Below are 22295 nucleotides of genomic sequence, written 5' to 3'. Positions count from 1 at the left end.
GGCACCACCGGGAAACGTTGTCCGGGGCCCCAGCGGATGGCGCGGGCGTGCCTACCCGCCCCGGAGCACGCCCCGGACGAAGGCGGCCTGGCCGGCATGCTGGAGATCGTCGGCGATGACGCTGACCAGCCGGACGCCCAGTGTGATCGGCGGCGTCCACGCCCGGTCGACGATCCCCTCCAGATCCGCGTCCTGGACCCCGGCGAGGTACTGCACCGTGTGGTCGTGCACGGCCTCGTGGTACCCGGTGAGCAGCTGCGCGCTCAGGTCCCGCACCGCCGCCACGTCCTCGGCGGAGTGGCCGTATCCGGTGTCGTCGTCCGGGAACGGCAGCCCGAAGCGTTCGGACCAGTCCTGCGACGTCCAGATCTGCTCGGTTCCGGCCACTCCGGCGATGTGATCGTCCTGGATCCTGGTGAGGTGCCAGACGAGCCAGCCGATCGAATTGGTCTCGTCGTCGAGACGGGTGGCGAGCTCGTCCGGGCCGAGTCCGGTGACCGCTTCCTCGACGGCCTCCCTGACCCGGCCGAAGGCGTCGACAAGCAGGTCCGTTCCGGCGGTCATCATGGGTTCCTCACTTGGTGGGGTAGATGTCTCCGCCACCCATGAGGCGCTCCTGCTCGCTCTGGCTCTCCAGCTTGCGGGCCTTTTCCTGGAGCCGCTTCTTCTCCTCGGGATCGCTGGTCCGCTCCGCGGTCTGCTTCAGCTGCTGGGCCTTGTCCCGCATCTGCTGGAGTCGCTCGCGTGATTCGTCTTTCGGGCTCATGGTCATTCCTTCGAAGAGGGCGTGAGAGCTTGTCCCCTCAGCGAACCAGGGCCCGGGTGCCTCGGCATCTTGAGCAGTCGCCCTCTGTGACGGCCGCAGAGGCCCGACGTATCGAGTCTGCTGCGCCATTGCGCGCTTCGAGGCGCTTCGCCGCCGCCCGCCACGGCCCGGGCGGCTCACACCCGGCCGTGCGACTTCTGTGCGCGCCGCGAGAGCGAGTCGATGACCACCGCGAGCAGCAGCACGCCACCCGTGATCATGAACTGCACGGCCTGCTGGATGCCCATGAGGGCCACGCCGGAGGCGATCGACTGGATGACGAGGACGCCGAGCAGCGCGGACCAGGTCCGGCCGCGTCCACCGAACATGCTGGTACCGCCGATGACCGCCGCGGCGATGGCGTCCATCAGCAGGTTGCCGGACCCCGAGGTCTGACTGGCCGAGGTGACCCTCGAGGCCAGAAACAGGCCGCCGACCGCGGCCATCGTCCCGGACATCATGAAGACCGAGATCCGCACCAGCTCCACATTGAGGCCGGTCCGGCGGGCGGCCTCGACGCTGCCGCCGAGCGCGAAGATCATCCGTCCGTAGGGCGTGCGGCGCAGGACGTAGTCAAGGCCGACGAGGACGACGAGAAAGATCAGCAGGGCGAGCGGCAGCCCCTGGAACTGGTTGAGCACATACGCCGAGGCCAGCGAGATCGCGGCCAGCACGCCCGTCCGTACGGTGATCTCGCTCAGCGGCCGGGACGGCACCCCGGCGGCCCGGCGCCGCCTCGCGTCCTGGTAGGAAGCGAGGAAGTAGCCGGCCGTGCCGAGCGCCGCCAGCCCGTACGCGGCGGCGACATCGTTGAAGTAGAAGCTGGTCAGGCCGGCGACCAGGCCGTTGTCGTCGAGGTTGATGGTGCCGCTGGAACCCAGGATGTAGAGCATCAGGCCGGTCCAACCCAGCAGGCCCGCGAGGGTGACCACGAACGCCGGTACCCCGATCCTGGCGAAGAAGAATCCCTGCACGGCTCCGACCGCCGTTCCGCAGAGCACCGCGAGGAGAAGAGCGAGACCTTCCGCCATGCCCTGCTGCACGTTCAGCACCGCGAACACGGCCGCCGCGAGGCCGCTCACCGAGCCGACCGACAGATCGATCTCGCCCAGCAGCAGCACGAAGACGACGCCGATCGAGATCATGCCGACACCGACGATGTCCACGCTGAGGTTGGACAGGTTGCGCGGCGACAGGAAGTTCTTGTTGAGCGTCTCGAAAATGACCCATACGAGGACGAGCCCGAGAGCGACCGGGAGCGACCCCAGCTCACCGCCGCGGAACCTGCGCTGGAACGTGTCGAGATAGCTCTCCGCGCCGGGCTCGCGGCCATCCCGGCCTGCGGGTTTGTGCTTCTTGGGGGGCTTGTCCTTCCCGAGGGCCGATGGCCTGCTCACAGCTCCACCTCCCGGTCGTGTGCCTTGCGGCGCGTCACGGCGTTGTCCGTGGCCCCGGTGATGGAGGAGATGATCTGTTCGTGGGACGTGGTCGTCACATCGAAGAACCCGTTGTTGCGGCCGAGCCGCAGTACCGCGATCCAGTCCGCAACAGCCTTCACGTCACCCATGTTGTGGCTGATCAGAAGCACGCCGTGGCCGCGTTCGCGCAGCTGCTCGACGAGGTCGAGGACCTGGGCGGTCTGCTCGATGCCCAGCGCCGCGGTGGGCTCGTCGAGGAGGAGGAGTTTGGGTTCGCCGAGCAGCGAGCGGGAGATCGCGACGGTCTGCCGCTGGCCTCCGGACAGCGAGGCGACCGGGTAGCGCACGCTGGGCATGCGGATGGCGAGGGTGTCGAGCAGGTCCAGGGTGAGGCGTTCCATCTCCACCTCGTCGAGGATCCCGAACCTGCGGATCTCCCGGCCGAGGAAGAGATTGCCGACGACATCGAGGTTGTCGCACAGGGCGAGGTCCTGGTAGACGGTGGCGATTCCCAGGTCCTGCGCTTCGTGCGGGCGGGTGATCTGGACACTCCGGCCCTCCCACTCGACCACGCCCTCATCGGCGGGGTCGACGCCGGCGATCACCTTGACCAGGGTGGACTTGCCGGCACCGTTGTCGCCCACCAGCGCGACGACTTCACCGGCGTGTATCTCCAGCTCGACGTCCGCGAGGGCCTGAACCGCGCCGAACCGCTTGAAGATTCCGTGCAGCGCCAGCAGGGGAGGTGCCGACATACTGACCCGCCTTACGTGGTGAGCCCCTACGTGGTGAGCCCCGCCTTCGCGCAAGCGGACTCGTACTTCGGGGTGCAAATCTGATCGATCGTGTACATGCCGTCCTTGATGACGGTGTCCTTGATGTTGTCGGCGGTCACGGAGACCGGGGTGAGCAGTACGGCCGGGATGTTGTGGTCGGTGGGGCTGTTGATCTTGTCCTTCGCGATGTTGCCGACCTTCTCGCCGCGCACCAGCGCGACGGCCATGGCCGCGGCCGCATTGGCCTCGGGTTTGAAGGGCTTGTAGACGCTCATGTACTGCTCACCCTTGACGATGCGCTGCATGGCCGCGAGTTCGGCGTCCTGTCCGGTGACGGGGGGAAGCGGTTCGATCTTGGCGGCCTTGAGGGCGGAGATGATGCCGGAGGCGAGGCCGTCGTTGGCGGAGTAGACGCCGTCGATGCTGTCGGCGCCCAGGGCGGAGATGGCGCCGGACATGTTCATATGGGCGTTGACCGGCCGCCAGCCGACGGTCTCGTAGGCCTTGCCGATCTTCACCTTGCCCTTGAGGGCGGCCAGCGCGCCTTGCCGGAACCAGGCGGAGTTGGGGTCCGTCGAGGCGCCGTTCATCATGACGATCTGGCCGCCGTGCGCCTTGGCGCCGAGCGCCTTGAGCAGCGCCTCGCCCTGGAGCCGCCCGACCTGCTCGCCGTCGAAGGAGGCAAAAGCCGAGACCGGACCCTCCGCGAGACGGTCATAGGCGACGACGTGGATCCCCGCTTTCCGCGCGTTCTCGACCGAGGAGCGGAGCGACCTGGAGTCGACCGCGTCGAGGATCAGCACCTTGGCCTTCTTGGTGATCATCGCGTCCACCTGCTGCCGCTGGGTGGCCACGTCGTGCTGCGCACTGACGACCTCCACGCGGCAGGTGGCACACAGCTCATGGATCTTCTTCTGCATCAGTGGCCGGTCGAAGTTGTGGAAGCGCGAGGTGCTGTCCGGGAGCAGTACGCCGATCTCCAGACCGCTTCCGGAGGCAAGGCCGCCCGGACCGTCCACTTGGGCGGCTTTCCCGCATGCGGCCGATCCGGCGGCCACGCACAGCGCGGCCAGGACGATGGCGGTTCCCCGCAGGTGACCAGTCACGTCAGGGACCTCCTTGCCCTCCGGCCGGACGTGCTCGCGTCGCCGCGTCCGCACTGCGGTACCGCTCGCGTGGCGGCAGGGCGACCTCGCTCCACACCTGCTTGCCGCCACTGAGCGGCAGCGAGCCCCAGGACGCCGACATCGCCTCGACGAGCAGCAGCCCGCGGCCGCCGGTCGCCTCCCAGTCCACCGACGTCGGTTTGACGGGGGTGCGGGGGGACGTGTCGTTCACGGCGATCCGCAGACGGTCCGCGGTCAGGGTCAGATCCAGCCGTACCTCGCCCTGCGTGTGCACGACGGCGTTGGTGACCAGCTCGGACACCACCAGCAGGGCCACATCCACCTCCTCCGTCACGTTCCAGGTGCGCAGCGTGCGCGCGGTGAAGCGGCGGGCGTGCATCACGGCGTCGGGGAGCCGCCATACGGCCCAGCGGGCCCGGATCGGCTGGACGCGCATCCCGTCGTAGCGCAGGACCAGCACCGCCACATCGTCGTCCCGCCGGGTTGCGAGGGTGAGCAGGTCGTCGGCCACCCGCCCGGCATCGGCCGGGTCGGTCCTGCCGAGCACCTCGCGCACGCTGCGGATGCCGTCGTCCAGAGCGAGCTCCGCCGACTCGGCCAGGCCGTCCGTGAGCAGGGTGAGGACGGTGCCGGGGGCCAGACCGACCTCGGTCATCGGGTACTCCGCGTCCACGACCACGCCCAGCGGGGGGCCGCCCTCGACCCACACTTCTTCGGTGCTGCCGTCGGGCAGCCGCAGCAACGGCGGCAGATGCCCGGCCCGGACGAACCAGGCGATGCCCTCCACCATGTCCAGGTCCACATAGCAGCAGGTGGCGAAGAGATCGGTCTCCATACCGACCAGCAGTCGGTTGGTATGCGCGACCACGACGTCCGGCGGGTGGCCCTCCACCGCGTAGGCCCTGATGGCGGTCCGCATCTGGCCCATGATCGTGGCGGCGCCGGCGCTGTGCCCCTGCACATCGCCGATGACCAGCGCCACGTGGCCGTCGGTGAGCGGAATGACGTCATACCAGTCGCCGCCCACTTCGAGCCCCATCGTGGCGGGCAGATAGCGGGCGACGGCCACCCCTCCGAGCAGCTTCGGCAGCTTGCGGGGCAGCAGGCTGCGCTGCAGCATCGTGGCGAGCTCATGCCCGGCGTCCAGCGCATGGGCGCGTACCAGGGCCTGCCCCACCAGGCCGGCCGTCGCGGTCAGCAGGGAACGCTCCTCCGGCCCGAACCGGTGCTCCTCGTCCCATCCGACCAGGCACACCCCCACCATCCGGCCCTCGGCCGGAAGCGGCAGCACCGCGAGACCACCGGGGCCGATGCCTTCGAGGCCGGGTTCCAGGGCGGCCCCCGGCGGCCACAGGGCCACATGGCCCGCACGCAGCGCGCCCTCCAGGGTGGGCATGGTGTGGCACGACGTGTCGGGCCACTCGGACCGCCATTCGGACCGCCACGTGTCGGGCCAGGCATCGGCTTCCGGGGGATCGAGGAAGGTCACCACGAACCGGTCGGCCTCCACCTCGGCGACCGCCACCCGGCTGGCATCGAGCGGTACCCGCAGGGCTGCGACCACCACCCGGCTGACGTCCCGGATCGTCGTCGCGCCGGCCAGCGCGGCGGACAGCCGCTGCACGATGGAGACCTCGTCGGCTCCGGAGCGCAGATACGAGGCGTCGGCGACCACGCCCAGGATGCGCTCCGGTGTGCCGTCGGCGGTCACCAGCAGTCGGCAGCGCAGGCTCAGCCAGCGCAGCTCGCCGTCCGCCCGGCGGATACGGAATGCCAGCTCCTGGCCGGTGGCGGCCAGCCGGCCGGGCTCTGTGACGGACATCAGCGCGGGCACATCGTCCGGCACGGTGTGCTCCAGCAGGGTTTCCACCCGCCCGTCGAAGTCGTCCGGAGCGATGCCGAACAGGTCCAGGACCTGCGCGTCCGCGTCCATCCGTCCGGTGCTCAGCGCCAGCGTGAACGCGCCGCCCCGGAGGGTGTCCAGCCCAGGCCCCAGCAGCGCCCGCCCCTCCACCGGGCCCCCTGCCTGTCCGATGACGCGCGCCGCGACGGCCTCCAGCCCCGCGGCAACCTGGTCCGCGTGCAGCTCCAGAAGGCTGCGGCGGTCGGCGTCGAAGGCGTCCGCGGACTCGTCCACGACGACCAGGCAGCCCAGCCGCTTGGCGTCGCCGCCCAGCGGCAGCACGCCCAGTGAGACATCGGCCGCGAGTTCGTCCGGGCTCAGCCACAGGGGCAGACCCGTACGGAAGGCAGCGGCCACCGGGGAGTCGCCGGACACGGCGTAGCGCGTCGGCAACCCGTAGGTGACACCGGAGCCGCCCACCATCTCGGCCAGCTGAAGATCGCCGTTCTCTTCGGCCGGCACATAGACGGCGGTCAGCTCAGCCCCGGAAGATCCATGCACCCGCGCGGTCACTGCCTGCACCGCCTCCGTACGCGGGAAGCCGTCGTCGTAAGCCACGGTCGCCGTATCCGCCCTCGGCGCCGAGATGTCCGCCCCAACGCCGCCCTATCGGATATTTCGTCATTTAACGCCTCCACACCATGATGCGGCATCCAGGGAGGCACGAGCCAGTCAGGCAGCGGCCGCCCGGCGGCGCTCACGGCCGCCCAGGCGGCCGCTCAGTGCGCCGTGGCCCAGGTGTACCGGTGCCCCGAAGGCTTGACCGGGTACTGCAGCGCGCAGTACGGGGCATGGCGGCCGGACGAGTGCGGGCTCTCGGAGGCCCGCACTCGCCCGTCAGACCCTCAGCCTCGTCTTAGCCGTTAGCCGTTAGCCGTCAGCCGGTCAGCCCACGCCGGGCCAGCAGCGGACCGATGGCCGGATCACGGCCGACAACGGCGCGGAACGCCCCGACCGGATCGACGCTGTTGCCCTTGCTGAGCAGTTCCCGCCGGAAGATCTCACCGCTCTCGCGGATCGTCTTCCCGTTCTCCTGGAACCACCGCACGGTGTCGGCGTCCAGTACCTCGGCCCAGCGGTAGCCGTAGTACCCGGCCGCGTAGCCGCCGGCGAAGACATGGGCGAAGTAGCCGCTGCGGTAGCGCGGCGGGATCGCGGGCAGGGCCAGACCGTGGCGCTCCAGCGCGGCGGCCTCGAACGCCTCGGCGCCGTCCGCGTCCGGCGGGTCGCCGTCGGCGGGGAGGGTGTGCCAGGCCCAGTCGAGCAGCGCGGCGGCCAGATGCTCCACGCTCCCGAAGCCCTCACCGAAGTTCTCCGCCTCGCGCAGCCTGGCGGGCAGCTCGGCCGGCATCGGTTCCCCGGTGACGTGATGCCGCGCGTAATGGCCCAGCACCTCGGGCCGGTCCGCCCACATCTCGTTGACCTGGGACGGGAACTCGACGAAGTCGCGCGGCACCTGGGTGCCGGATAGCAGCGGGTAGCGGACGTCGGAGAACAGGCCGTGCAGCGCGTGCCCGAACTCGTGGAAGAGCGTGGTCACTTCGTCCCACGTCAGCAGCACCGGATCGCCCGCCGGCGGCTTGGCGACATTGAGGTTGTTGACCACCACTGGCTGCTGGCCGAGCAGGTGCGACTGCGTCACCAGCATGTTCATCCAGGCGCCGCCGCGCTTCGACTCGCGGGCGTGGAAGTCGCCGATGTAGAGGCCGAGCGGTTCGCCGTCGCTGTCGTGTACCTCGAAGACCCGGGCATCAGGGTGGTACGCCACGAGGTCGGGGCGCTCGGTGAAGGTGATCCCGTAGACCAGACCGGCCGCATGGAAGACCCCGTCGCGCAGTACCCTCTCCAGCTCCAGGTACGGGCGCAGCGCCGCCGCGTCCAGGTCGAACCGCTCCTTGCGGATCCGCTCCGCGTGGTACTGCCAGTCGGCCGCACGGATCTCCGCGACGCCGGCGGCCTCGGCCAGGGCCGCGGCCTCACGCTCCGCGTTGGCGAGGGCCGGGGTGATCAGCCGGCCGAGCATCTCCTCGACGGCACCGGTGGTGCCGGCGGTCTGGTCGGCGACCGCCCAGGCGGCGTGGCTGGGGTAGCCGAGCAGGGCGGCGCGTTCGGCGCGCAGCGTGGCCAGGGCTACGGCGACCGGACCGTTGCTGTCGATGCCGCGCTCCAGCGAGGCGGCCAGCAGACGCTCGCGCAGCGCCGGGTCCTCCAGCGTGGCGAGCTGGGTCTGGTTGGAGAAGTTCTTGAGGCTGAGCACGTACTTGCCGTCGTGCCCCAGCGCTCTGGCGTTCTCAGCGGCCGCGGCGATCTCGTCCTCGGGCAGGCCCGCCAGCTCCTCGGCACGGTCCAGCACCAGCGCGGCGGAGGCGGTGTCCGTGCGCAGGTTCTGCCGGAAATCGGTGCACCGGGTGGCGATCGCGGCGTTCAGCTCGCGCAGACGCTGCTGCTGCTCCGGGGCGAGGCGCGCGCCGGCCCGGACCCGGAGGGTGTGATGGCGTTCAAGCAACCTCAACTGCTCGTCATCCAGGCCGAGTTGCTCGCGCCGCTCGAAGAGCACGTCCAGGCGGGCGAACAAGGCGGAGTCGAGCAGCAGGGCGTCGTCATGGGCGGCCAGCCGGGGAGCGATCTCGGCCTCCAGCGCCTGGCACTCGGCGTCGGTGTCCGAGGCCGCCCTGTTGTGGAACACGAGAAAGACCCGGCGCAGCATCGCCCCGCTGCGCTCCAGCGCCTCCACGGTGTTCTCGAAGGTCGCGGGCGCGGCGCGGGCACCTATCGCCGCGACCTCGGCCAGCTGCTCGGACATCCCGCGCTCGAACGCGGGCAGAAAGTGCTCATGCCGGATCCGCGCGAACGGCGGCAGCTCGTAGGGCAGATCACTGGCCTCGAAGAATGGATTCGACATCACAGGGGCCGACCCTACGCCCGGGGGCGGGAGCCGGACCGGAAGTTTTCGACTGCGGCTGAATCGGAGCGGCATACCGCGCTCGCGCCGACCGGATCGACCCGGTCGGGCTGCCGCCCTGGGTGCTCCGCTACGGGTTGAAGACCTTCATCCATACCGGTGCAGATGAGCTGCCCCGCGGTCCGGAGCTCCTTGGCGGAGACCCTCGTCTTCCCGGGCAGATCACGCACTTCGGTGAGGGTCACAAAGGTGGCGACGATCTCCAACGCTTTTGATCGTCCGGGCGATCTCATCGAGTTCGTCCGGCTCGACCGATACATACTCCTCTACCTACTCCTCTACCTACTCCTCGCCCGTGTCCACGTCCTCGGAATCACGAGTGGGGAGCCCCGTAGTAGCCGGTCAGCTTACGGTGATATTCGCTGTCACCGATGTGCTTCTCCTTATCGAATTTCGGGGCGTTCTTGATTTCGTCCTTGGTGCGGGCGACGTAGAGCGTCGTGTTGTCGAGGTCGATCGAGGAGATCACGCCGGCCGGCAGCAGGACGTGCTTACCGAAGATCCACCCTCCTGTCTCAACGACCAGATAGGCGGCGTCGACCTCGTCGGAGTGCTTGTCGACCTTGCCCACGGTGCCGTCGATCGCCTCGACCATGAAGCCGGTCAGGTCGGTGCCTGGCCGATAGCCTGCGGTGTCCCGGTGGCTCCAGATGTTGCCCGTCATGGAAGGGACTCCAATGACCCGCTGGTTCGTGTAAAAGCCTTCGTGTAAAAGCCGTCATGCGAAAAATCGCGGCAGCAATTGAAGCAGTGGACCGCCGCCTACCAGCGATACCAGCGGCCGGCTCTCCGCCTCCGGCTGAGTGTCTGCCCCTCCTCAGATAATTATGCGCCCGGCGCCGTCGGGATGCCGCCGCCGCAACCGCGGGAAGGCATGGCACAGGGACCCCGTTTGGGGCATCGATACCGCCTGTTCGCCCGGCAGTGCTCGGCGTGAGCTCGGGGGTAATGTCAGCGGTGTTGATGATCGCGGAAGCCGGTGTTCCCATCGCGATGGGCTGCTGGCCAAGGCCGATCCGCTGGTTGCGCCTGAGGTGCTCTTGGCCCGGATGGCGATGTGATCGGGAGGTCGTATGGAGTCTTCGGATCCGCGTCCGCGTCCGCGCGCGTATGAGGCGTCGCGTGGCCGTGACGAGACACCGGAGGAGCGTGCCGATCGGCGCTGGAACGAGCTGCTCCAGGAAGTGCGGGTCACCCAGACGGGTGTGCAGATCCTCTTCGGCTTTCTGCTGACGGTCGTCTTCACCCCGCGGTTCGCCACCCTCAGCGACACCGACACGACCATCTATGTGATCACCGTCCTCCTCGGTGCGGTCACCACAGGTGCGCTCATCGCACCTGTCACCTTTCACCGGATCGTCACCGGTCACCAGAACAAGCCGGAGACGGTCATCTGGGCTTCGCGACTGACATTCATCGGCATCGTCCTGCTGCTGGCCACCGTCACCTCGGTGCTGCTGCTCGTCCTGCGCATCGCGATGGACGACAGCGTGGTGCCCTGGATCGTCGCCGGCGTCGTCGGATGGCTCACGCTCTGCTGGTTCGTGCTGCCGGCCTGGGCGCGCCACCGTTACGCGTCCAGATCCTGAACCGTACGCAGCTGCTCCGCCGGTGAGCGGGACGAAACCGGAAGAGGTAGCGTCGAGCCGACGCCGCGGCCCGCTCCGATGCTCGGACCGGAGCCGTGGCACCCCCTCTCGCCGGGCAGTCAGGACGGAGGTCCTCACGATGCTGAAGGCGATCGCAGACGTGATCCGGGCCATCGGCGGCGCCGTTGCCACCGTCGTCACCCTGCCCTTCCGGGCCCTGGCCCGGCTCTTCGGCGGAGCCTCGGACACGGCTCACGGCCGCCACTGAGACCCGTGTGGCACGCGAGCGCTGCATCAACCGCTTGAAGCAGTGACGCGGCATCGCCACCCGCTACGAGAAGACCGCGACCGTCTACCTGGCCGGACTCCACATCGCAGGCACCTTCTCTAGCCCGCCCGGTGACCGAACGAAACGGCCGAGCTGCGGCCGTACTTGGCGAATGCGTGACGGAGCTGTCGGCGAGTCAGGCGGATGCGCACCCAGAACGGCACATCCCGGTTCTGGCTGGTGCCTCGCACCGGGATGTGCCGTGACAGGAGCGGTTAGTCGACGAGGGCGAACTCCGGCTCGTCCGCCGGCTTTTCCGCCGACGCAACCGTCGGCTTGTCGGTCTTGCGCCGTCCGAGCACTCCTGACAGTCCGATGAGCAGGCCGATGGCCGAGAGGACGGTGATCGTGAGCAGCGCCGGGGTGAAGCCGGCGAGCAGCGCGTCGGGGCCGGTCTTGCCTTCGCCTCCGGCGGTGAGGACGGCCGTGACGATGGCGAGTCCGATCGCGCCGCCGACCTGCGTCGAGGTGTTCAGCAGGCCGCCGGCCAGGCCCTGTTCGTGGTCCGAGATGCCGGCGGTGGCCTGGATGTTGAAGGACGCGAAGGCCAGGGTGAACCCGATACCGAGCAGGATCATGCTGGGCAGCACACCGACGACGTACGGGGCGTCCCGGTCGATGACGAGGAAGAGCACGTAGGCGATGAGGTGAGCGATGACGCCGCCCGCGATGGTGCGCGAGGTGCCGATCCGTGCGATCAGAGGCTCCATCTGCGGCGAGCCGAAGGCGACGATCAGCGCGGCCGGAAGGAAGCCGAGCGCGGTCTGGAGCGCCGACCACTGCAGCACCGACTGGAAGTAGAGCATGACCACGAACTGGAAGCCGATGTAGCCGCCGAAGAACACCGATATGCCCAGGTTGGCCCGTGCCAACGAGCTTGAGCGGAGGATTCCGAGACGGACCAGCGGATGCGCACTGCGGCGTTCGATCACGATGAAGGCGAGCAGCAGCACCGCGGAGACCGCGAACTGGATCAGGGTGTTCGGTGCGGCCCAGCCGGCCTCCGGCGCCTCTACGACGGTGTAGACGAGCAGCAGCATCGCACCGACCGAGGTGATCGCGCCGGGGATGTCGTAGCCGCCGGAGGAGCGGGGACCGTCCTTGGGGAGCAGGCGGTTGGCCGCGATCCACGCGATCACCGCGATCGGTACCGGCAGGAAGAACGTCCACCGCCAGCCAACTTGGGTGAGCAGGCCGGAGAGCACCAAGCCGGCCGAGTAGCCGCTGGCGCCGAAGACGGAGAACACGCCCAGTGCCTTGTTGCGCGCCGGCCCTTCGGCGAACGTGGTGGTGACGATGGACAGCGCGGCAGGCGCGGTGAACGCCGCTGCCATGCCCTTGAGTATGCGAGTGCCGATGAGCAGGGCTCCGTCGTCGACCAGACCGCCGAGCACGGAGGCAGCAGCGAACACGGCTACCGCGGTCAGGAACACCCGGCGTCGTCCGAGCAGGTCGGCGGCGCGTCCGCCAAGCAGCAGCAGTCCGCCGTAGCTGAGGACATAGCCGCTGACGATCCACTGCAGCGCGCTGGTGGACAGGCCCAGGTCTGCCTGGATGGAGGGGAGCGCGACGCCCACCATCGAGACGTCGAGCGCGTCGAGGCCGATGACGAGGGAGACCGTGAGTAGAACTCCCCAGAGTTTGGCGCTCCATGTGGATGTGGAGGCGGACAGGGGTGCGGAGGAAGTCATGCCGTGACTCTCACATGCACACGCATCGAATGCAAGTGCATTTAATCTTCGTGCATCAAATGCTGGCGCATGTTATGGTGGCTGCATGATCGGTGGCTCGGAGCAGGAATTGGTCGACGAGTGGCATGGGCTTCTCGCCCGTCATGCCACCGTGCACAACGCTCTTGAGTGCGAGTTGCAGGCGCAGCACGGCCTCAGCGTCAGCGAGTTCGAGGCACTCGAACTCCTCGCCTCCTCCGACCACGGCAAGTGCCGGGGCCAGGAGCTCACCAACGTGGTGCATCTGAGTCAGAGCGCCGCATCCCGCCTGGTCGCCAGGCTGGAACGAGGCGGCCTCGTCGAGCGTGTCATGTGTGATCTCGACCGCCGTGGCATCTTCGTCGTCCTCACCGACGAAGGCCACAAGCGTCATGGCGAAGCGAAACCGACCCACCGCTCCGTGCTTGCGCGGACACTCCGCGACACGACGGACCAGACCCCCGCAGCAAGTCGATGACGGGCTAGAGGTCGTTCCTGCGCAGCCGGGTTTGTGTCGAGAGCGGATCGCCGCCGAGCGGTCGGGAGTCTCCCGCGACTGACTCGACCAACTCGGTCCCTCCGTCTGATGCATCAGACGCATCAGGCGCGTCTGACGCGGTCGTTTGGGATGTCCCGGACGCCGTGGAACAGATCTCACACCTCAGGTCCTTCGCTTCGCAGCCCCGCAAGTGCGGCGGCGCGAGCGAGTACGTCGACGAGCATGGCGAACGTCAGACGACCGGTGAACGTATTGCGCTGGCTCGGGTGGTAGCTCCCGAGGATCCGCAGCTCCTGCCGCTCGTCGGTGGCCGGCAGAGTCAGCCGTGCACCATGACCGAACGCGAGCCGGGGGCGTGGCATCTGCCATCCCGCGGCGCCGAGAGCGGGCAGCAGCGACTGCCAGCCGAAGGCGCCCAGGGCGACCACCGCGCGCAGGCTCGGACCGAGGAGTGCGAGCTCCGCCGACAGCCACGGCCGGCAGGTGTCCCGCTCGGCGGGGGTGGGTTTGTTCTGCGGCGGCGCGCAGTGGACCGGCGCGGTCACCCTTACCCCGTACAACGCCAGTCCGTCGCCCCGATGCGTCGCACGGGACTGGGAGGCGAGGCCGACGGCATGCAGGGCGGCGAACAGGAAGTCACCGGAGGCGTCACCGGTGAACATCCGGCCGGTGCGGTTGCCGCCGTGCGCGGCCGGTGCCAGGCCGACGATGGCCAGCGCAGCGTCCGACGGGCCGAACCCGGGGACCGGTTTCGCCCAGTACTCCTCGTCGTGGAATGCCCGGCGCCTAGTGGTGGCGACCTGTTCCCGCCAGGCTACGAGTCTCGGGCAGGCCCGGCACCGCGTCAGGTGGGTGTCAAGCTCGCCCAGCCCGCGGGAGCGCGCCGCGCGATAGCCCGGATAGGCGCCATCGTCGCTGGTCGGCGGGCCTGCCGCGCCGGTCACGTCCATCCTCACACGCTAGCCGAGAGCAGCTGGCCGAAGCCGCCAGCCGAGACCCGCCGGATGAGAGCCACGGGACGAGGGCCTCAGAAATGACGTCGTCCCGACAGCTCCGCCGTCCGTACGGTGTGCCGCTCCCCGTCGAACCGGAACGCGAACTCCTCCTGGGTATCGGCCCGTTCCAGCAGTCGGTCGGCCAACCCGTGCCGGGCCGGCGCGCGCACCGCCCACTCCTCCATGAACCCGGCCCGCGGCCGCGGCGCCGGTGAACACCCTGCTCTCGGCCTCCAGCGGCACGACACCCCGGCCAGGGCCGAGCCACCCCGGCCGGGGAAAGCCGTCCGCTACCGCTTCCGCTCCCGTTCCACCAGATCCTTGAATTGCTGCAGGTCACTGCGTACGCCACGCTCGATCGCGGCCGCCTGGGCGAAGCCCTTCGGTCCGCCGAACGCCTCTGTGATGGTGTCCGGCTCGTACTCGAACCGGGCCTGGACCCGGGTGTGCTCCCGGTCGATGGGCAGCAGTGAGACGGTCCCCGCCAGGTCGGGACCGCTCGTGGTCTTCCACGTCATCTCCTTGCCGCGGTCGGTGGTCTCGACGTCGAGCCCCCGGGACCGGCCGCCCGCGTCGACGTCCAGGTGCGTCCGGTGCTGGCCCTCCGAACGGGCTTCTCGCACGCCGTCCACGAACCGTGGATAGCTCTCCGCACGGTGGAGGGTCTCCCAGGCTCTGTCGATGGGGGCGTCGATGTCTATGTGTTCTTCGAGAGTGCTCATAGGGCGCCTCACAGCTTGGTTCACGGCTACACGGTCACGTATCCAGAGTGCTCCGGGCGGGGGCCGGAAGCGACCGGAGTCGAGCGTGCCCGGTGCTGCGGGGCCCGCGCCGGCTTATTTCGCTTTCAACAGCTCTGGCTCAGGATGGGGGAGTGGCTCGGGGCTGCCGTGCCCCCGGGGCCCGGCGAAGCGAGGGTTGTGCCGGTGCGGAAGTCCGCAGGAGTGCGGCGGATCGCTCGGATCACCGGGTGAAAATCACTGCGTGAACGGCTGGATGGACTGGGCGTGTCGGAAGACGTTCCGGGGGTCCCAGTACTCCTTGGTCTCCTGCAGGCGTTGGTAGTTGTCGCCGTAGTAGAGAAGGTGCGAAGGCTGCCCGGAGGTGTTCCACTCGGGGTCGTCGAGGTCGGTATCGGGGTAGTTGATGTAGCACCCGTCGGTCACCGTCTCCGGAATCTCGCCGTCCGGGGTGTCATCCGGCGCCAGAATCGGCACACCGCCGGTGTCGTTGTAGACATCGCGGTAGAACTCGCGGATCCAGCGCAGGTGTGGCGCCGCGATCGAGGGATCGACGGCGGCGTCGAGATAGTCGGTGACACCGTCGTCGTTGGCGTCCTTCTTCCAGCTCCAGTACGTCTGGTACTGGAGCTTCATCACAGAACTGCGCTGGTAGACCGCGGTATCGGCGCTCTCGGGGAGGTTCATCGCGCCGCCGTAGGAATCGACCTGGAGCAGCGCCTGCGGGTTCTTGTACTCCTCGCGGGTGAGGTGGCTGTGGATGGCGGTCAGCTGCGGCTCCGTGAAACCACGGGTCATATACGCCGACTTGTATTTGCCGCACTGGTTGTCGCCGGAGCCATTGAGCGTCTGGGTGGCGGTGAGCCAGGGGAGCCGGGTCGGTACATGCAGTCCGCCCATGGGCGCGTGCTCGCCCATCCGCCGGTCCAGTGGCGTGGCTTCGACGCCCAGGTCCTTGGTGATCCAATCGAGGAAGGCGTTCAGCCGCTGCACGCTGTCCGGCCTGGTGGCGTCGAGTTGGGTGATCAAACCGATCTTGCCGTTGGTCCAGTTGGTCAGCTTCAGCAGGGTGAACATGTCGCTGTAGTCGCCGCGGAGGGACTCCGGGAGCTCTGTGGTGTTCTCGTACTCGAAAAACAGCCCGTAGTTGCGCACCAGCGACTTGAGCCGCTCCGGTTCGTTCCTGAGCTCGTCGTCCCACGGCCATGCGATGGCGTGCAGCAGAACTTGGGACGGGGGTTTGGGCAGGCCCTTGAACCAGTACCGGGTGACCACGCCGAAGTTCCCGCCGCCGCCACCGGTGTGCGCCCACCACAGATTCCGCAGCTCCTCATCGGACGAGTCGCGGCGCGCGATCACGACCTCCGCATGCTGTCCGTCACGGACGACGACGACCTCCACCGCGTAGAGATAGTCGACGGTCAGTCCGTGCTGCCGGGACAGCAGCCCGTACCCTCCGCCGGACACATGGCCGCCGGCGGCGACGGAGTAGCAGGATCCGCCGGGGAGGGCGACGCCGAACGGGGCGTAGAGGTGGGTGGCGAGGTGCCAGTTGTTCGCCCCGGACTCCACGCAGTACGCGCCCATGTCCTGGTCCAGATAGGCCCGGTCCATCTGCCCGAGGTCGAGGATCACGCCCACGTCGTCGCCGCAGACGAAGTTCTCGTAGCAGTGGCCTCCCGACCGGACCGTGATCCGCCTTTCGAGGCTTTCGTCGGAACGGTGGCTCGCCAGATATTTGTTGAGCGCGGCGACGACCTCGGCGGTCGAGCTGACCACCGATACATAGTCAGGTGTCGCAATGAAGCGCTGATTGAATCCCCTCCTCAGAGCCTGGTAGCGGGCATCCCCCTGAACCACCTCGGTACCGCATTCGGAGCCGGTGATGGTCTGGTCCGCGGCCATGAAATCTCCCCACGCCGTTGTGCAACCTTGTGTAATCAAACACCCACTCTCGGTGACGGGTTGCATGCGTGTGAAGAGCTGGAAGGTGTCGGCCGTCGGGCCCAGCGTTGACGACTGCCTCAGTCGCCGCGTGCGGACCAGTGGTCACCGCTCGGCACTCAATCGGTGCTCGGATGCGCAGCGCATCGGCACGCGGATGGGCAGCGCATCGGCACTTAGATACGCAGCGTCAAGGGCGGACGCGTGCCGTTCAGATAGTGGTCGCCGATGTCGCGGAGCCTGTGGGTGGGCGATCCCTGTGCGGTCAGCACGCGCGCATTGCGCCAGAACCTGTCGAACCCCGGACCGTCGGCGAGGGAGTCGGCGGCGCCGTCCGTGAGTTCCAGGATGCGGGTCGTGATGTGCATGGCGGACCTGCTGGTGACGGCCTCGGCCGCGGCGACGAGGACGGCGATGTCGGTGCGCTCGTCGACGTCGAGTTCCCGCCCTATGAGGAGGCCTCTCGCCAGAGCTTCCGTCGCCGGTTCGACGACAGCCGCGGCGGTGTGGGCGGCGGCCACCAACTCCCCGTAGGCGAGGAGGAGGTAGGGATCGCTGCCCGGCCGGTCCGCGTACCCGCTGTTGTCCGCAGCCGTGGCCGCCCAGGTGCGCGGCGCGGTGCGGCTGAAGTCCCGTGCCTCGGCCAGCGCCCCCTCGGCGATCCCCAGGCCGACGTGAACGAGGGCGAGTCGGAGTGCCAGAGGGGCGAGCGTCGCGAAGGGGGAGGCGTCGTGCTCGTCGCACGGAACGGCGCCGAGTACGTGATCCGCGGGCACCGGGACGCCGTCGAAGCCGATGCTGCCGGCTCCGGTGAGCCGCTGCCCCAGGCGGTCATGCGCCGGTTCGGCCGTCACGCCGGGACGGGCCGGGTCCACGAGCACGATCAGCGACTCGCCGGTCGCGGTGCAGACCGCGCCGAGCACCAGCCGGTCGGCGACGGTGACACCCGCGGCGAATGCCTTGCGCCCGTTGAGGATGTACCCGCCTCCGGCCGGCGTGAGCGCGAGTTCGGGACCTCGCTCCGACTCCGCCCCCGTCTCCGCCCCCGCGATGTCGGTGCTCCCCGCCCACAGCCACTGCTCCGCTGCCGCCCGCAACTCAAGCCCGTCGGCCTTCTCCGGGGTGCCGAAGAACCGGCCGCTCCACGACAGGACGTAATGACGGGCGAGCAACTCGCCGATGGAGCTGTCGGCCGCCGAAATCTCCCGGATGACCGCACAGGCCGTCCGCCAGTCGCTGCCCCTCCCAAGCGGGTCCGGCGGCGTCAGCAGGGCCGGCAGACCGGCTTCGCGCAGACGGGAGATCTCGTCGAACGGAGGCTTGCCCGCCCGGTCACGGACGAGCGCGTCGACGGCGAGATCGTCCGCGAGTTCACGGGTGACGCGCGGCCATATTCCGTCCTCCGGCGGGGCGTTGACTTCCGGGGCGGCGGGGGCTGCTGCGGACTTCTTCGGCATGGCGCCGTTCACCGTCCCCTCTCGGAACCGGATTCCCAGCGATTCCCTAGTTTTCCCACTGGATTAGTAGAGAATAAGAATGCGCCCGGACTCCGTTCGCAGCAAGGGCCGTTCAAGGGCTGGACAGCCGTGTCTTGAATTCCGGACAACTCCGGACAGGCCTAGGGGTTCGTCCAGGATTCGGGGTCTTCCGCCAGCGCAGTCACCCGGGTGGGCAGCTCGGCCGAGGCGACATCCGCCAGCGACACACCGTCGAGGATCTGACGGACGTTGGCCCGCAGAGCGACCCACACCGGCAGCAGCGACTCGGCAGGGCCGGTATAGGACAACTCCGGTGGGCGGACACCGCGTACCGCCACCAGCGGCCCGTCCACGACACGGATGACATCCGCGATGCTGATCGCCTCCGGGGCCTTGGCCAGCCGGTAGCCGCCGTTGCCGCCGCGCTGGCTGACGACGAGCCCGCCCCGGCGCATATCGTTCAGGATGCCTTCGAGGAACTTGTGCGGAATGTCCTGAGCGTCGGCGATGGCCTCCGCCTTGAGCGGCCCCGCATCCCGGACATCAGCGAGTTGCAGTGCGGCACGCACCGCATAGTCCGCTCTGGCTGAAATCCGCATGCCCGCATTATCCCTCAGGGGGAGGCATGGGTTCTCCGGCCGCACCACCCCCGTCGGGACCCGTCCGATCCGCCGGCGCACCAGCACCCGGCGCACAACCGGCGCACGCCCTTGACGCGGCTCGGTGCCGGCTCGACACTCAAGGGCGGGAACCCTAGCGAACGGGTGGGAATTCATGGGGCGTGCAGGGCTGGACACCGACCGCGCGGTCCGCGCGGCCCAGCCGCTTCCCCTTCTGACCTCACGCAGGCACATCGATCTCCTGCGGGTATGCAGCGCGGCAAGTCCCCTCTGCTGAGGCGTTAGCGGCTTCCGCCGCGCCGTACTCCCTCCGCGCCGAGTCATCTCCACACCCGGCCATGCGCCGACGGCGCCCCATGCCCGCTGCCTGCCGCCCGTCCTCTCCTCCCGCATGTCTCCCATCCATACGTCCGCACGTCCGTCCATACGTCCGTGAACGGGCCCGTCGCCCGTCCCCCGAGGGAGTCGCATGTCCGCCATCTCGGCTACCACCGCTACATCCGCCGCGTCCGAGACCAGCATCCCGTCGCTCCGGGGCAGGATCGGCTGCGATGTACGCAGCGGCCACTACGCCGTACCCCACCGCTACCGCCTGCACCTCTCCCTGTCCTGTCCGCACTGTCTGAGAATCGCCGTCACCCACCGCCTGCTGGACCTCGGCGACACCCTCCCGGTGACGCTGCTGGCCGCCGTCCCCGATGCTCCGGGCGGCGGGTACTCCACGCTGCGCCCGCTGTACGAGGCGAGCTCGCACCAGCACCCCGGACCGGCCACGGCGCCGGTGCTCAGCGACGGATGGACGGGGCGGATCGTCAGTACGCACACCCCCGACATCCTGCGCGACCTGGCCGAACGGTTCGGTGGCCACGGTCCCGTGCTGTATCCGCACCATGCCCGGAACGACATCGAGGCGATCGGGCGCCTCTGCGAGCTGGACGTCAACGAGGCCGCGCAGCGCGCCGGCCGGCTCGGCATCGACAGCTCGGCCCACGAGACCGCGCTGGAGACCCTGTTCCGCGCGCTGGATTCCCTTGAGCGGCGACTGGCCGGCCGCGACTACGTGCTGGGCGGCGAACTCACCTCTGCCGACGTCCAGTTGTGGGTGACTCTCGTGCAACTCGACACCGTGCACCGCTGGCATCTGGACGCCGCGGCGGTACACCGCATCGCCGACCACCGGCGGTTGTGGACGTATGCGCGCCGACTGGCAGCCCTTCCCGCCTTCGGCGACCACCTCGACCTGGACGGCATCGCACACCGGCATCACGCACGCTGCCAGGGCCGGGAGGCCGCCGGGGCAGCGGTGCAGATCGTGGACTGGAGGACGGCGCACGCGCCTGGTCACATCACGCCGTGCCCGCGTTGACGGGGGACGGGGCGGTCGTGACGGCGATGTCCCGGAGAACCGGGCCCAGCCGGTGGCGGCCCGCGGTGGGCGCAGCGCCCTGCGGCTTCCACCGGACCGTGCCGCAGCCCGGACTCACCGCGCCCTCTCGTACACCATCACCCGGCGTCCCCCGGCGTCAGCGGATGAGGTGAGGGTGAAGTGCTCGGCGAGGACGGCGAGTTTGGCCAGGTCGCGGGGTGCGGACGGCGCCGGGGAGGAGCTGATGTCACCGACGACGATGATGCGCTTCCGGGTCAGCATGGCTGCCCGGATGCGTTCGGGGGCGGCCTCGACGCCGTACAGAGTTCCGGAGGCGACCGGGCCTTCGGTCAGCGCGAGGTCGTCGAGTCCGCTGAACGCGGCGGGCGTGACGAGCGCGGCGTCACGCCGCTGGTCGGGTATGAACACGACGCCGTCCCCGGAGCGGGCGAGCGTCGCGACCTTGCCGGCCGTCACCCGCACATCATCCGTCCGGCTCGTCGGCGCTCGCAGGCCCAGCTCCAGGGGGAGCAGCGCCACAAACACGACCGCCACCACCCCGGCGAGCAGCGCCTCGCCCGGTACCCGCCCCCAGCCATGGCCCCGGGCCCGGCCGTACGACAGAACCGCCTGCACCGCCCAGGCGACGGCGGGGCCGACGAGTAGCACCAGCCCGGTGTAGGCGAACAGCACGTACCGGTCGACATAGAGCGGCTTGACGAGCCAGGAGGCCAGCAGCAGTCCGAGTTGCGGGACGGCGAGCAGCGGCAGCCCCACCGAGGCGGGTGACAGCTTCGTGTGCTCGCGGCGCCGTATTCGGGCACATGCCAGGGCGACCACCAGCATCACGGTCACCCCCAGCAAGGTGGCAGCCGAGGGGGGCGGTATCCACGCCACCTGATCCGCCTGCTGACGGCTGGCGAGTATGAGCGGCAGAGTCCCCGGCACGATCACCGCTGCGGCCACCAACCACCGTGCCAGCAGCGGGCGTTGCCCGGCGCGCCAGGCGATCAGGACGGTCGCGCCGTGGGCCGCCAGCGCGAAGAGCGAGAGCCAGTTGAGCAGTGCGGTAGCGAGCATGACCGCCGTGTAGGCGCCCCAGCGCCACCCCCACGCGGCCTGCCACCCCCACGCGCCCCCGCGCCCGCGACCGTTGCGCGAAGTCGTGGGCCCCGCCGGGCATATCGCGCCCACCAGCAGTCTGGTCGCCACCGCCACCCCTGCCGCCACCAGCGCGAACGCGCGCCCCTCCTGGGCGTACCGCTGCATCACCGGCAGCAGGGCCAGCACCAGCCCGGCCGAGAGGCCGCCAATGGGTCCGGCGAGCCTGCGGCCGGTCGACGCGGTGGCCGCCGCAGCAACCGCCATGCCCAGCAGCGATGGCAGCCGCAGCGCCGCCAGGTTCGCTCCGAAGAGCTCGAAGACGGTGTGTATCAGCAGGTAGTAGAGCCCGTGGACGACATCCACCTGCCCGATCATGTGCCAGATCTCGGGTATGGACCGCCGGGCCGTCTCCCAGGTCGCGGCCTCATCCCGCCATATCGCGCCCTGACGGGGCAGCCCCCACACGCCCAGCGTGAGCACGACCAGCGCAGGCACCGCGGGAACCACCCAGCCCGGCCACCGCGCTCCGACCGGGGTCAGTGCGGCCCTGCGTCCGATGACGGCGGTGGGCCCGGGGCCAAGGTCGAGAGGCATGCCGGAACTCTACAGTCGACGTATACATTGCACGCATAGGCGCTGTATTGCCCACCTGGTCACCTGATCACGGATGTCGTGAGTACGGATGCCCTGATCACCTAGACTCGGCGGATGGCGAAGTATTTCGACGTGCACCCCGAGAATCCTCAGCGGCGCACCATCGGCAGTGTGGCTGACAGTATTCGCTCCGGTGCGCTCGTCGTGTATCCGACGGATTCCTGTTTCGCATTGGGATGTCGACTGGGCAGTCGTGACGGTATCGGCCGGATCCGGTCGATCCGGAACCTTGATGATCGTCACCACTTCACCCTTGTGTGCGAGAACTTTGCGCAGTT

At 69.2% G+C, this 22295-nt stretch carries 22 protein-coding genes; 5 read left to right on the top strand and 17 right to left on the bottom strand.

The genetic code is table 11. The features are described 5' to 3' along the window. Positions 1–51 precede the first annotated feature (51 nt). The 8 genes from AB0I10_RS15650 to AB0I10_RS15615 form a co-directional block, all read right to left on the bottom strand. Positions 52–564, bottom strand: a complete 513-nt coding sequence (locus tag AB0I10_RS15650) for a DUF664 domain-containing protein (RefSeq protein ID WP_363152993.1) — start codon at positions 562–564, stop codon at positions 52–54. A gap of 10 nt (positions 565–574) precedes the next feature. Next, a complete protein-coding gene (locus tag AB0I10_RS15645; protein ID WP_363152992.1) occupies positions 575–766 on the bottom strand; it encodes a DUF6381 family protein in 192 nt (63 codons plus the stop codon). A gap of 176 nt (positions 767–942) precedes the next feature. Beyond that, the gene (locus tag AB0I10_RS15640) at positions 943–2202 is read right to left on the bottom strand and encodes a sugar ABC transporter permease (protein ID WP_363152991.1); all 1260 of its coding nucleotides are present in this window, start codon (positions 2200–2202) and stop codon (positions 943–945) included. Next, positions 2199–2978 (bottom strand): ATP-binding cassette domain-containing protein, encoded by a 780-nt coding sequence (locus AB0I10_RS15635; protein WP_363152990.1) that lies wholly within the window; start codon positions 2976–2978, stop codon positions 2199–2201. The genes AB0I10_RS15640 and AB0I10_RS15635 overlap by 4 nt, the downstream gene beginning before the upstream one ends. 26 nt (positions 2979–3004) lie before the next feature. Then, positions 3005–4105 (bottom strand): substrate-binding domain-containing protein, encoded by a 1101-nt coding sequence (locus AB0I10_RS15630; RefSeq protein ID WP_363152989.1) that lies wholly within the window; start codon positions 4103–4105, stop codon positions 3005–3007. 1 nt (position 4106) lies between these two features. Further along, positions 4107–6542, bottom strand: coding sequence for a SpoIIE family protein phosphatase (locus tag AB0I10_RS15625; protein ID WP_363153077.1), 2436 nt, complete (start codon positions 6540–6542; stop codon positions 4107–4109). A gap of 364 nt (positions 6543–6906) precedes the next feature. After that, complete coding sequence (locus AB0I10_RS15620; protein ID WP_363152988.1) at positions 6907–8931, bottom strand: M3 family metallopeptidase; 2025 nt, start codon at positions 8929–8931, stop codon at positions 6907–6909. 373 nt (positions 8932–9304) lie between these two features. Continuing rightward, positions 9305–9655, bottom strand: a complete 351-nt coding sequence (locus AB0I10_RS15615) for a PRC-barrel domain-containing protein (protein ID WP_363152987.1) — start codon at positions 9653–9655, stop codon at positions 9305–9307. Between the two features lie 409 nt (positions 9656–10064). Here AB0I10_RS15615 and AB0I10_RS15610 point away from each other — a divergent pair, with 409 nt between their 5' ends. Continuing rightward, positions 10065–10580 (top strand): DUF6328 family protein, encoded by a 516-nt coding sequence (locus AB0I10_RS15610; RefSeq protein ID WP_363152986.1) that lies wholly within the window; start codon positions 10065–10067, stop codon positions 10578–10580. Positions 10581–10719: 139 nt separating this feature from the next. Next, a complete protein-coding gene (locus AB0I10_RS15605) occupies positions 10720–10848 on the top strand; it encodes an LPFR motif small protein (RefSeq protein ID WP_363152985.1) in 129 nt (42 codons plus the stop codon). Positions 10849–10967: 119 nt separating this feature from the next. Here AB0I10_RS15605 and AB0I10_RS15600 read toward each other — a convergent pair whose 3' ends face one another. Beyond that, on the bottom strand, positions 10968–11099 hold the full coding sequence (locus AB0I10_RS15600; protein WP_363152984.1) for a hypothetical protein: 132 nt from the start codon (positions 11097–11099) through the stop codon (positions 10968–10970). 24 nt (positions 11100–11123) lie between these two features. Continuing rightward, positions 11124–12599: an MFS transporter gene (locus tag AB0I10_RS15595; protein ID WP_363152983.1), complete on the bottom strand. Its 1476-nt coding sequence runs from the start codon at positions 12597–12599 to the stop codon at positions 11124–11126. A gap of 85 nt (positions 12600–12684) precedes the next feature. Between AB0I10_RS15595 and AB0I10_RS15590 the strand changes: the two genes are divergently transcribed. Then, positions 12685–13095 (top strand): MarR family transcriptional regulator, encoded by a 411-nt coding sequence (locus tag AB0I10_RS15590; protein WP_363152982.1) that lies wholly within the window; start codon positions 12685–12687, stop codon positions 13093–13095. Positions 13096–13271: 176 nt separating this feature from the next. On the opposite strand, the gene AB0I10_RS15585 is transcribed toward AB0I10_RS15590, so the two are convergent. From AB0I10_RS15585 to AB0I10_RS15560, 6 genes are all read right to left on the bottom strand, one after another. Beyond that, entirely contained in the window at positions 13272–14066 is a 795-nt protein-coding gene (locus tag AB0I10_RS15585) for a uracil-DNA glycosylase (protein WP_363152981.1), read from the bottom strand. A gap of 77 nt (positions 14067–14143) precedes the next feature. Further along, positions 14144–14281 (bottom strand): hypothetical protein, encoded by a 138-nt coding sequence (locus AB0I10_RS15580; RefSeq protein WP_363152980.1) that lies wholly within the window; start codon positions 14279–14281, stop codon positions 14144–14146. Positions 14282–14401: 120 nt separating this feature from the next. Further along, positions 14402–14833, bottom strand: coding sequence for an SRPBCC family protein (locus AB0I10_RS15575; protein ID WP_363152979.1), 432 nt, complete (start codon positions 14831–14833; stop codon positions 14402–14404). A gap of 255 nt (positions 14834–15088) precedes the next feature. Continuing rightward, complete coding sequence (locus AB0I10_RS15570) at positions 15089–16756, bottom strand: BBE domain-containing protein (protein ID WP_363152978.1); 1668 nt, start codon at positions 16754–16756, stop codon at positions 15089–15091. A gap of 215 nt (positions 16757–16971) precedes the next feature. Then, the gene (locus tag AB0I10_RS15565) at positions 16972–18252 is read right to left on the bottom strand and encodes an acyl-CoA dehydrogenase (RefSeq protein WP_363152977.1); all 1281 of its coding nucleotides are present in this window, start codon (positions 18250–18252) and stop codon (positions 16972–16974) included. 161 nt (positions 18253–18413) lie between these two features. Further along, positions 18414–18872 (bottom strand): Rrf2 family transcriptional regulator, encoded by a 459-nt coding sequence (locus tag AB0I10_RS15560; protein WP_363152976.1) that lies wholly within the window; start codon positions 18870–18872, stop codon positions 18414–18416. 490 nt (positions 18873–19362) lie between these two features. Between AB0I10_RS15560 and AB0I10_RS15555 the strand changes: the two genes are divergently transcribed. Then, positions 19363–20259 (top strand): glutathione S-transferase C-terminal domain-containing protein, encoded by an 897-nt coding sequence (locus AB0I10_RS15555; RefSeq protein ID WP_363152975.1) that lies wholly within the window; start codon positions 19363–19365, stop codon positions 20257–20259. A gap of 114 nt (positions 20260–20373) precedes the next feature. On the opposite strand, the gene AB0I10_RS15550 is transcribed toward AB0I10_RS15555, so the two are convergent. Continuing rightward, the gene (locus AB0I10_RS15550; RefSeq protein ID WP_363152974.1) at positions 20374–21957 is read right to left on the bottom strand and encodes a hypothetical protein; all 1584 of its coding nucleotides are present in this window, start codon (positions 21955–21957) and stop codon (positions 20374–20376) included. 114 nt (positions 21958–22071) lie between these two features. On the opposite strand from AB0I10_RS15550, the gene AB0I10_RS15545 reads away from it, so the two are divergent. Next, a partial coding sequence (locus tag AB0I10_RS15545) for a Sua5/YciO/YrdC/YwlC family protein (protein ID WP_363152973.1) occupies positions 22072–22295 on the top strand: 224 nt, incomplete at its 3' end.

The sequence above is a fragment of the Streptomyces sp. NPDC050636 genome (assembly GCF_040654775.1).
GTDB lineage: Bacteria > Actinomycetota > Actinomycetes > Streptomycetales > Streptomycetaceae > Streptomyces.
This window is presented reverse-complemented; position numbering and strand designations above follow the sequence as displayed.

Excerpts from the sequence above, each read along its gene's own strand:
- AB0I10_RS15650 (WP_363152993.1), bottom strand. The coding sequence starts at position 564 with ATGACCGCCGGAACGGACCTGCTTGTCGACGCCTTCGGCCGGGTCAGG.
- AB0I10_RS15645 (WP_363152992.1), bottom strand. The coding sequence starts at position 766 with ATGAGCCCGAAAGACGAATCACGCGAGCGACTCCAGCAGATGCGGGAC.
- AB0I10_RS15635 (WP_363152990.1), bottom strand. The coding sequence starts at position 2,978 with ATGTCGGCACCTCCCCTGCTGGCGCTGCACGGAATCTTCAAGCGGTTC.
- AB0I10_RS15620 (WP_363152988.1), bottom strand. The coding sequence starts at position 8,931 with ATGTCGAATCCATTCTTCGAGGCCAGTGATCTGCCCTACGAGCTGCCG.
- AB0I10_RS15615 (WP_363152987.1), bottom strand. The coding sequence starts at position 9,655 with ATGACGGGCAACATCTGGAGCCACCGGGACACCGCAGGCTATCGGCCA.
- AB0I10_RS15610 (WP_363152986.1), top strand. The coding sequence starts at position 10,065 with ATGGAGTCTTCGGATCCGCGTCCGCGTCCGCGCGCGTATGAGGCGTCG.
- AB0I10_RS15605 (WP_363152985.1), top strand. The coding sequence starts at position 10,720 with ATGCTGAAGGCGATCGCAGACGTGATCCGGGCCATCGGCGGCGCCGTT.
- AB0I10_RS15595 (WP_363152983.1), bottom strand. The coding sequence starts at position 12,599 with ATGACTTCCTCCGCACCCCTGTCCGCCTCCACATCCACATGGAGCGCC.
- AB0I10_RS15590 (WP_363152982.1), top strand. The coding sequence starts at position 12,685 with ATGATCGGTGGCTCGGAGCAGGAATTGGTCGACGAGTGGCATGGGCTT.
- AB0I10_RS15585 (WP_363152981.1), bottom strand. The coding sequence starts at position 14,066 with ATGGACGTGACCGGCGCGGCAGGCCCGCCGACCAGCGACGATGGCGCC.
- AB0I10_RS15575 (WP_363152979.1), bottom strand. The coding sequence starts at position 14,833 with ATGAGCACTCTCGAAGAACACATAGACATCGACGCCCCCATCGACAGA.
- AB0I10_RS15570 (WP_363152978.1), bottom strand. The coding sequence starts at position 16,756 with ATGGCCGCGGACCAGACCATCACCGGCTCCGAATGCGGTACCGAGGTG.
- AB0I10_RS15565 (WP_363152977.1), bottom strand. The coding sequence starts at position 18,252 with ATGCCGAAGAAGTCCGCAGCAGCCCCCGCCGCCCCGGAAGTCAACGCC.
- AB0I10_RS15560 (WP_363152976.1), bottom strand. The coding sequence starts at position 18,872 with ATGCGGATTTCAGCCAGAGCGGACTATGCGGTGCGTGCCGCACTGCAA.
- AB0I10_RS15555 (WP_363152975.1), top strand. The coding sequence starts at position 19,363 with ATGTCCGCCATCTCGGCTACCACCGCTACATCCGCCGCGTCCGAGACC.
- AB0I10_RS15550 (WP_363152974.1), bottom strand. The coding sequence starts at position 21,957 with ATGCCTCTCGACCTTGGCCCCGGGCCCACCGCCGTCATCGGACGCAGG.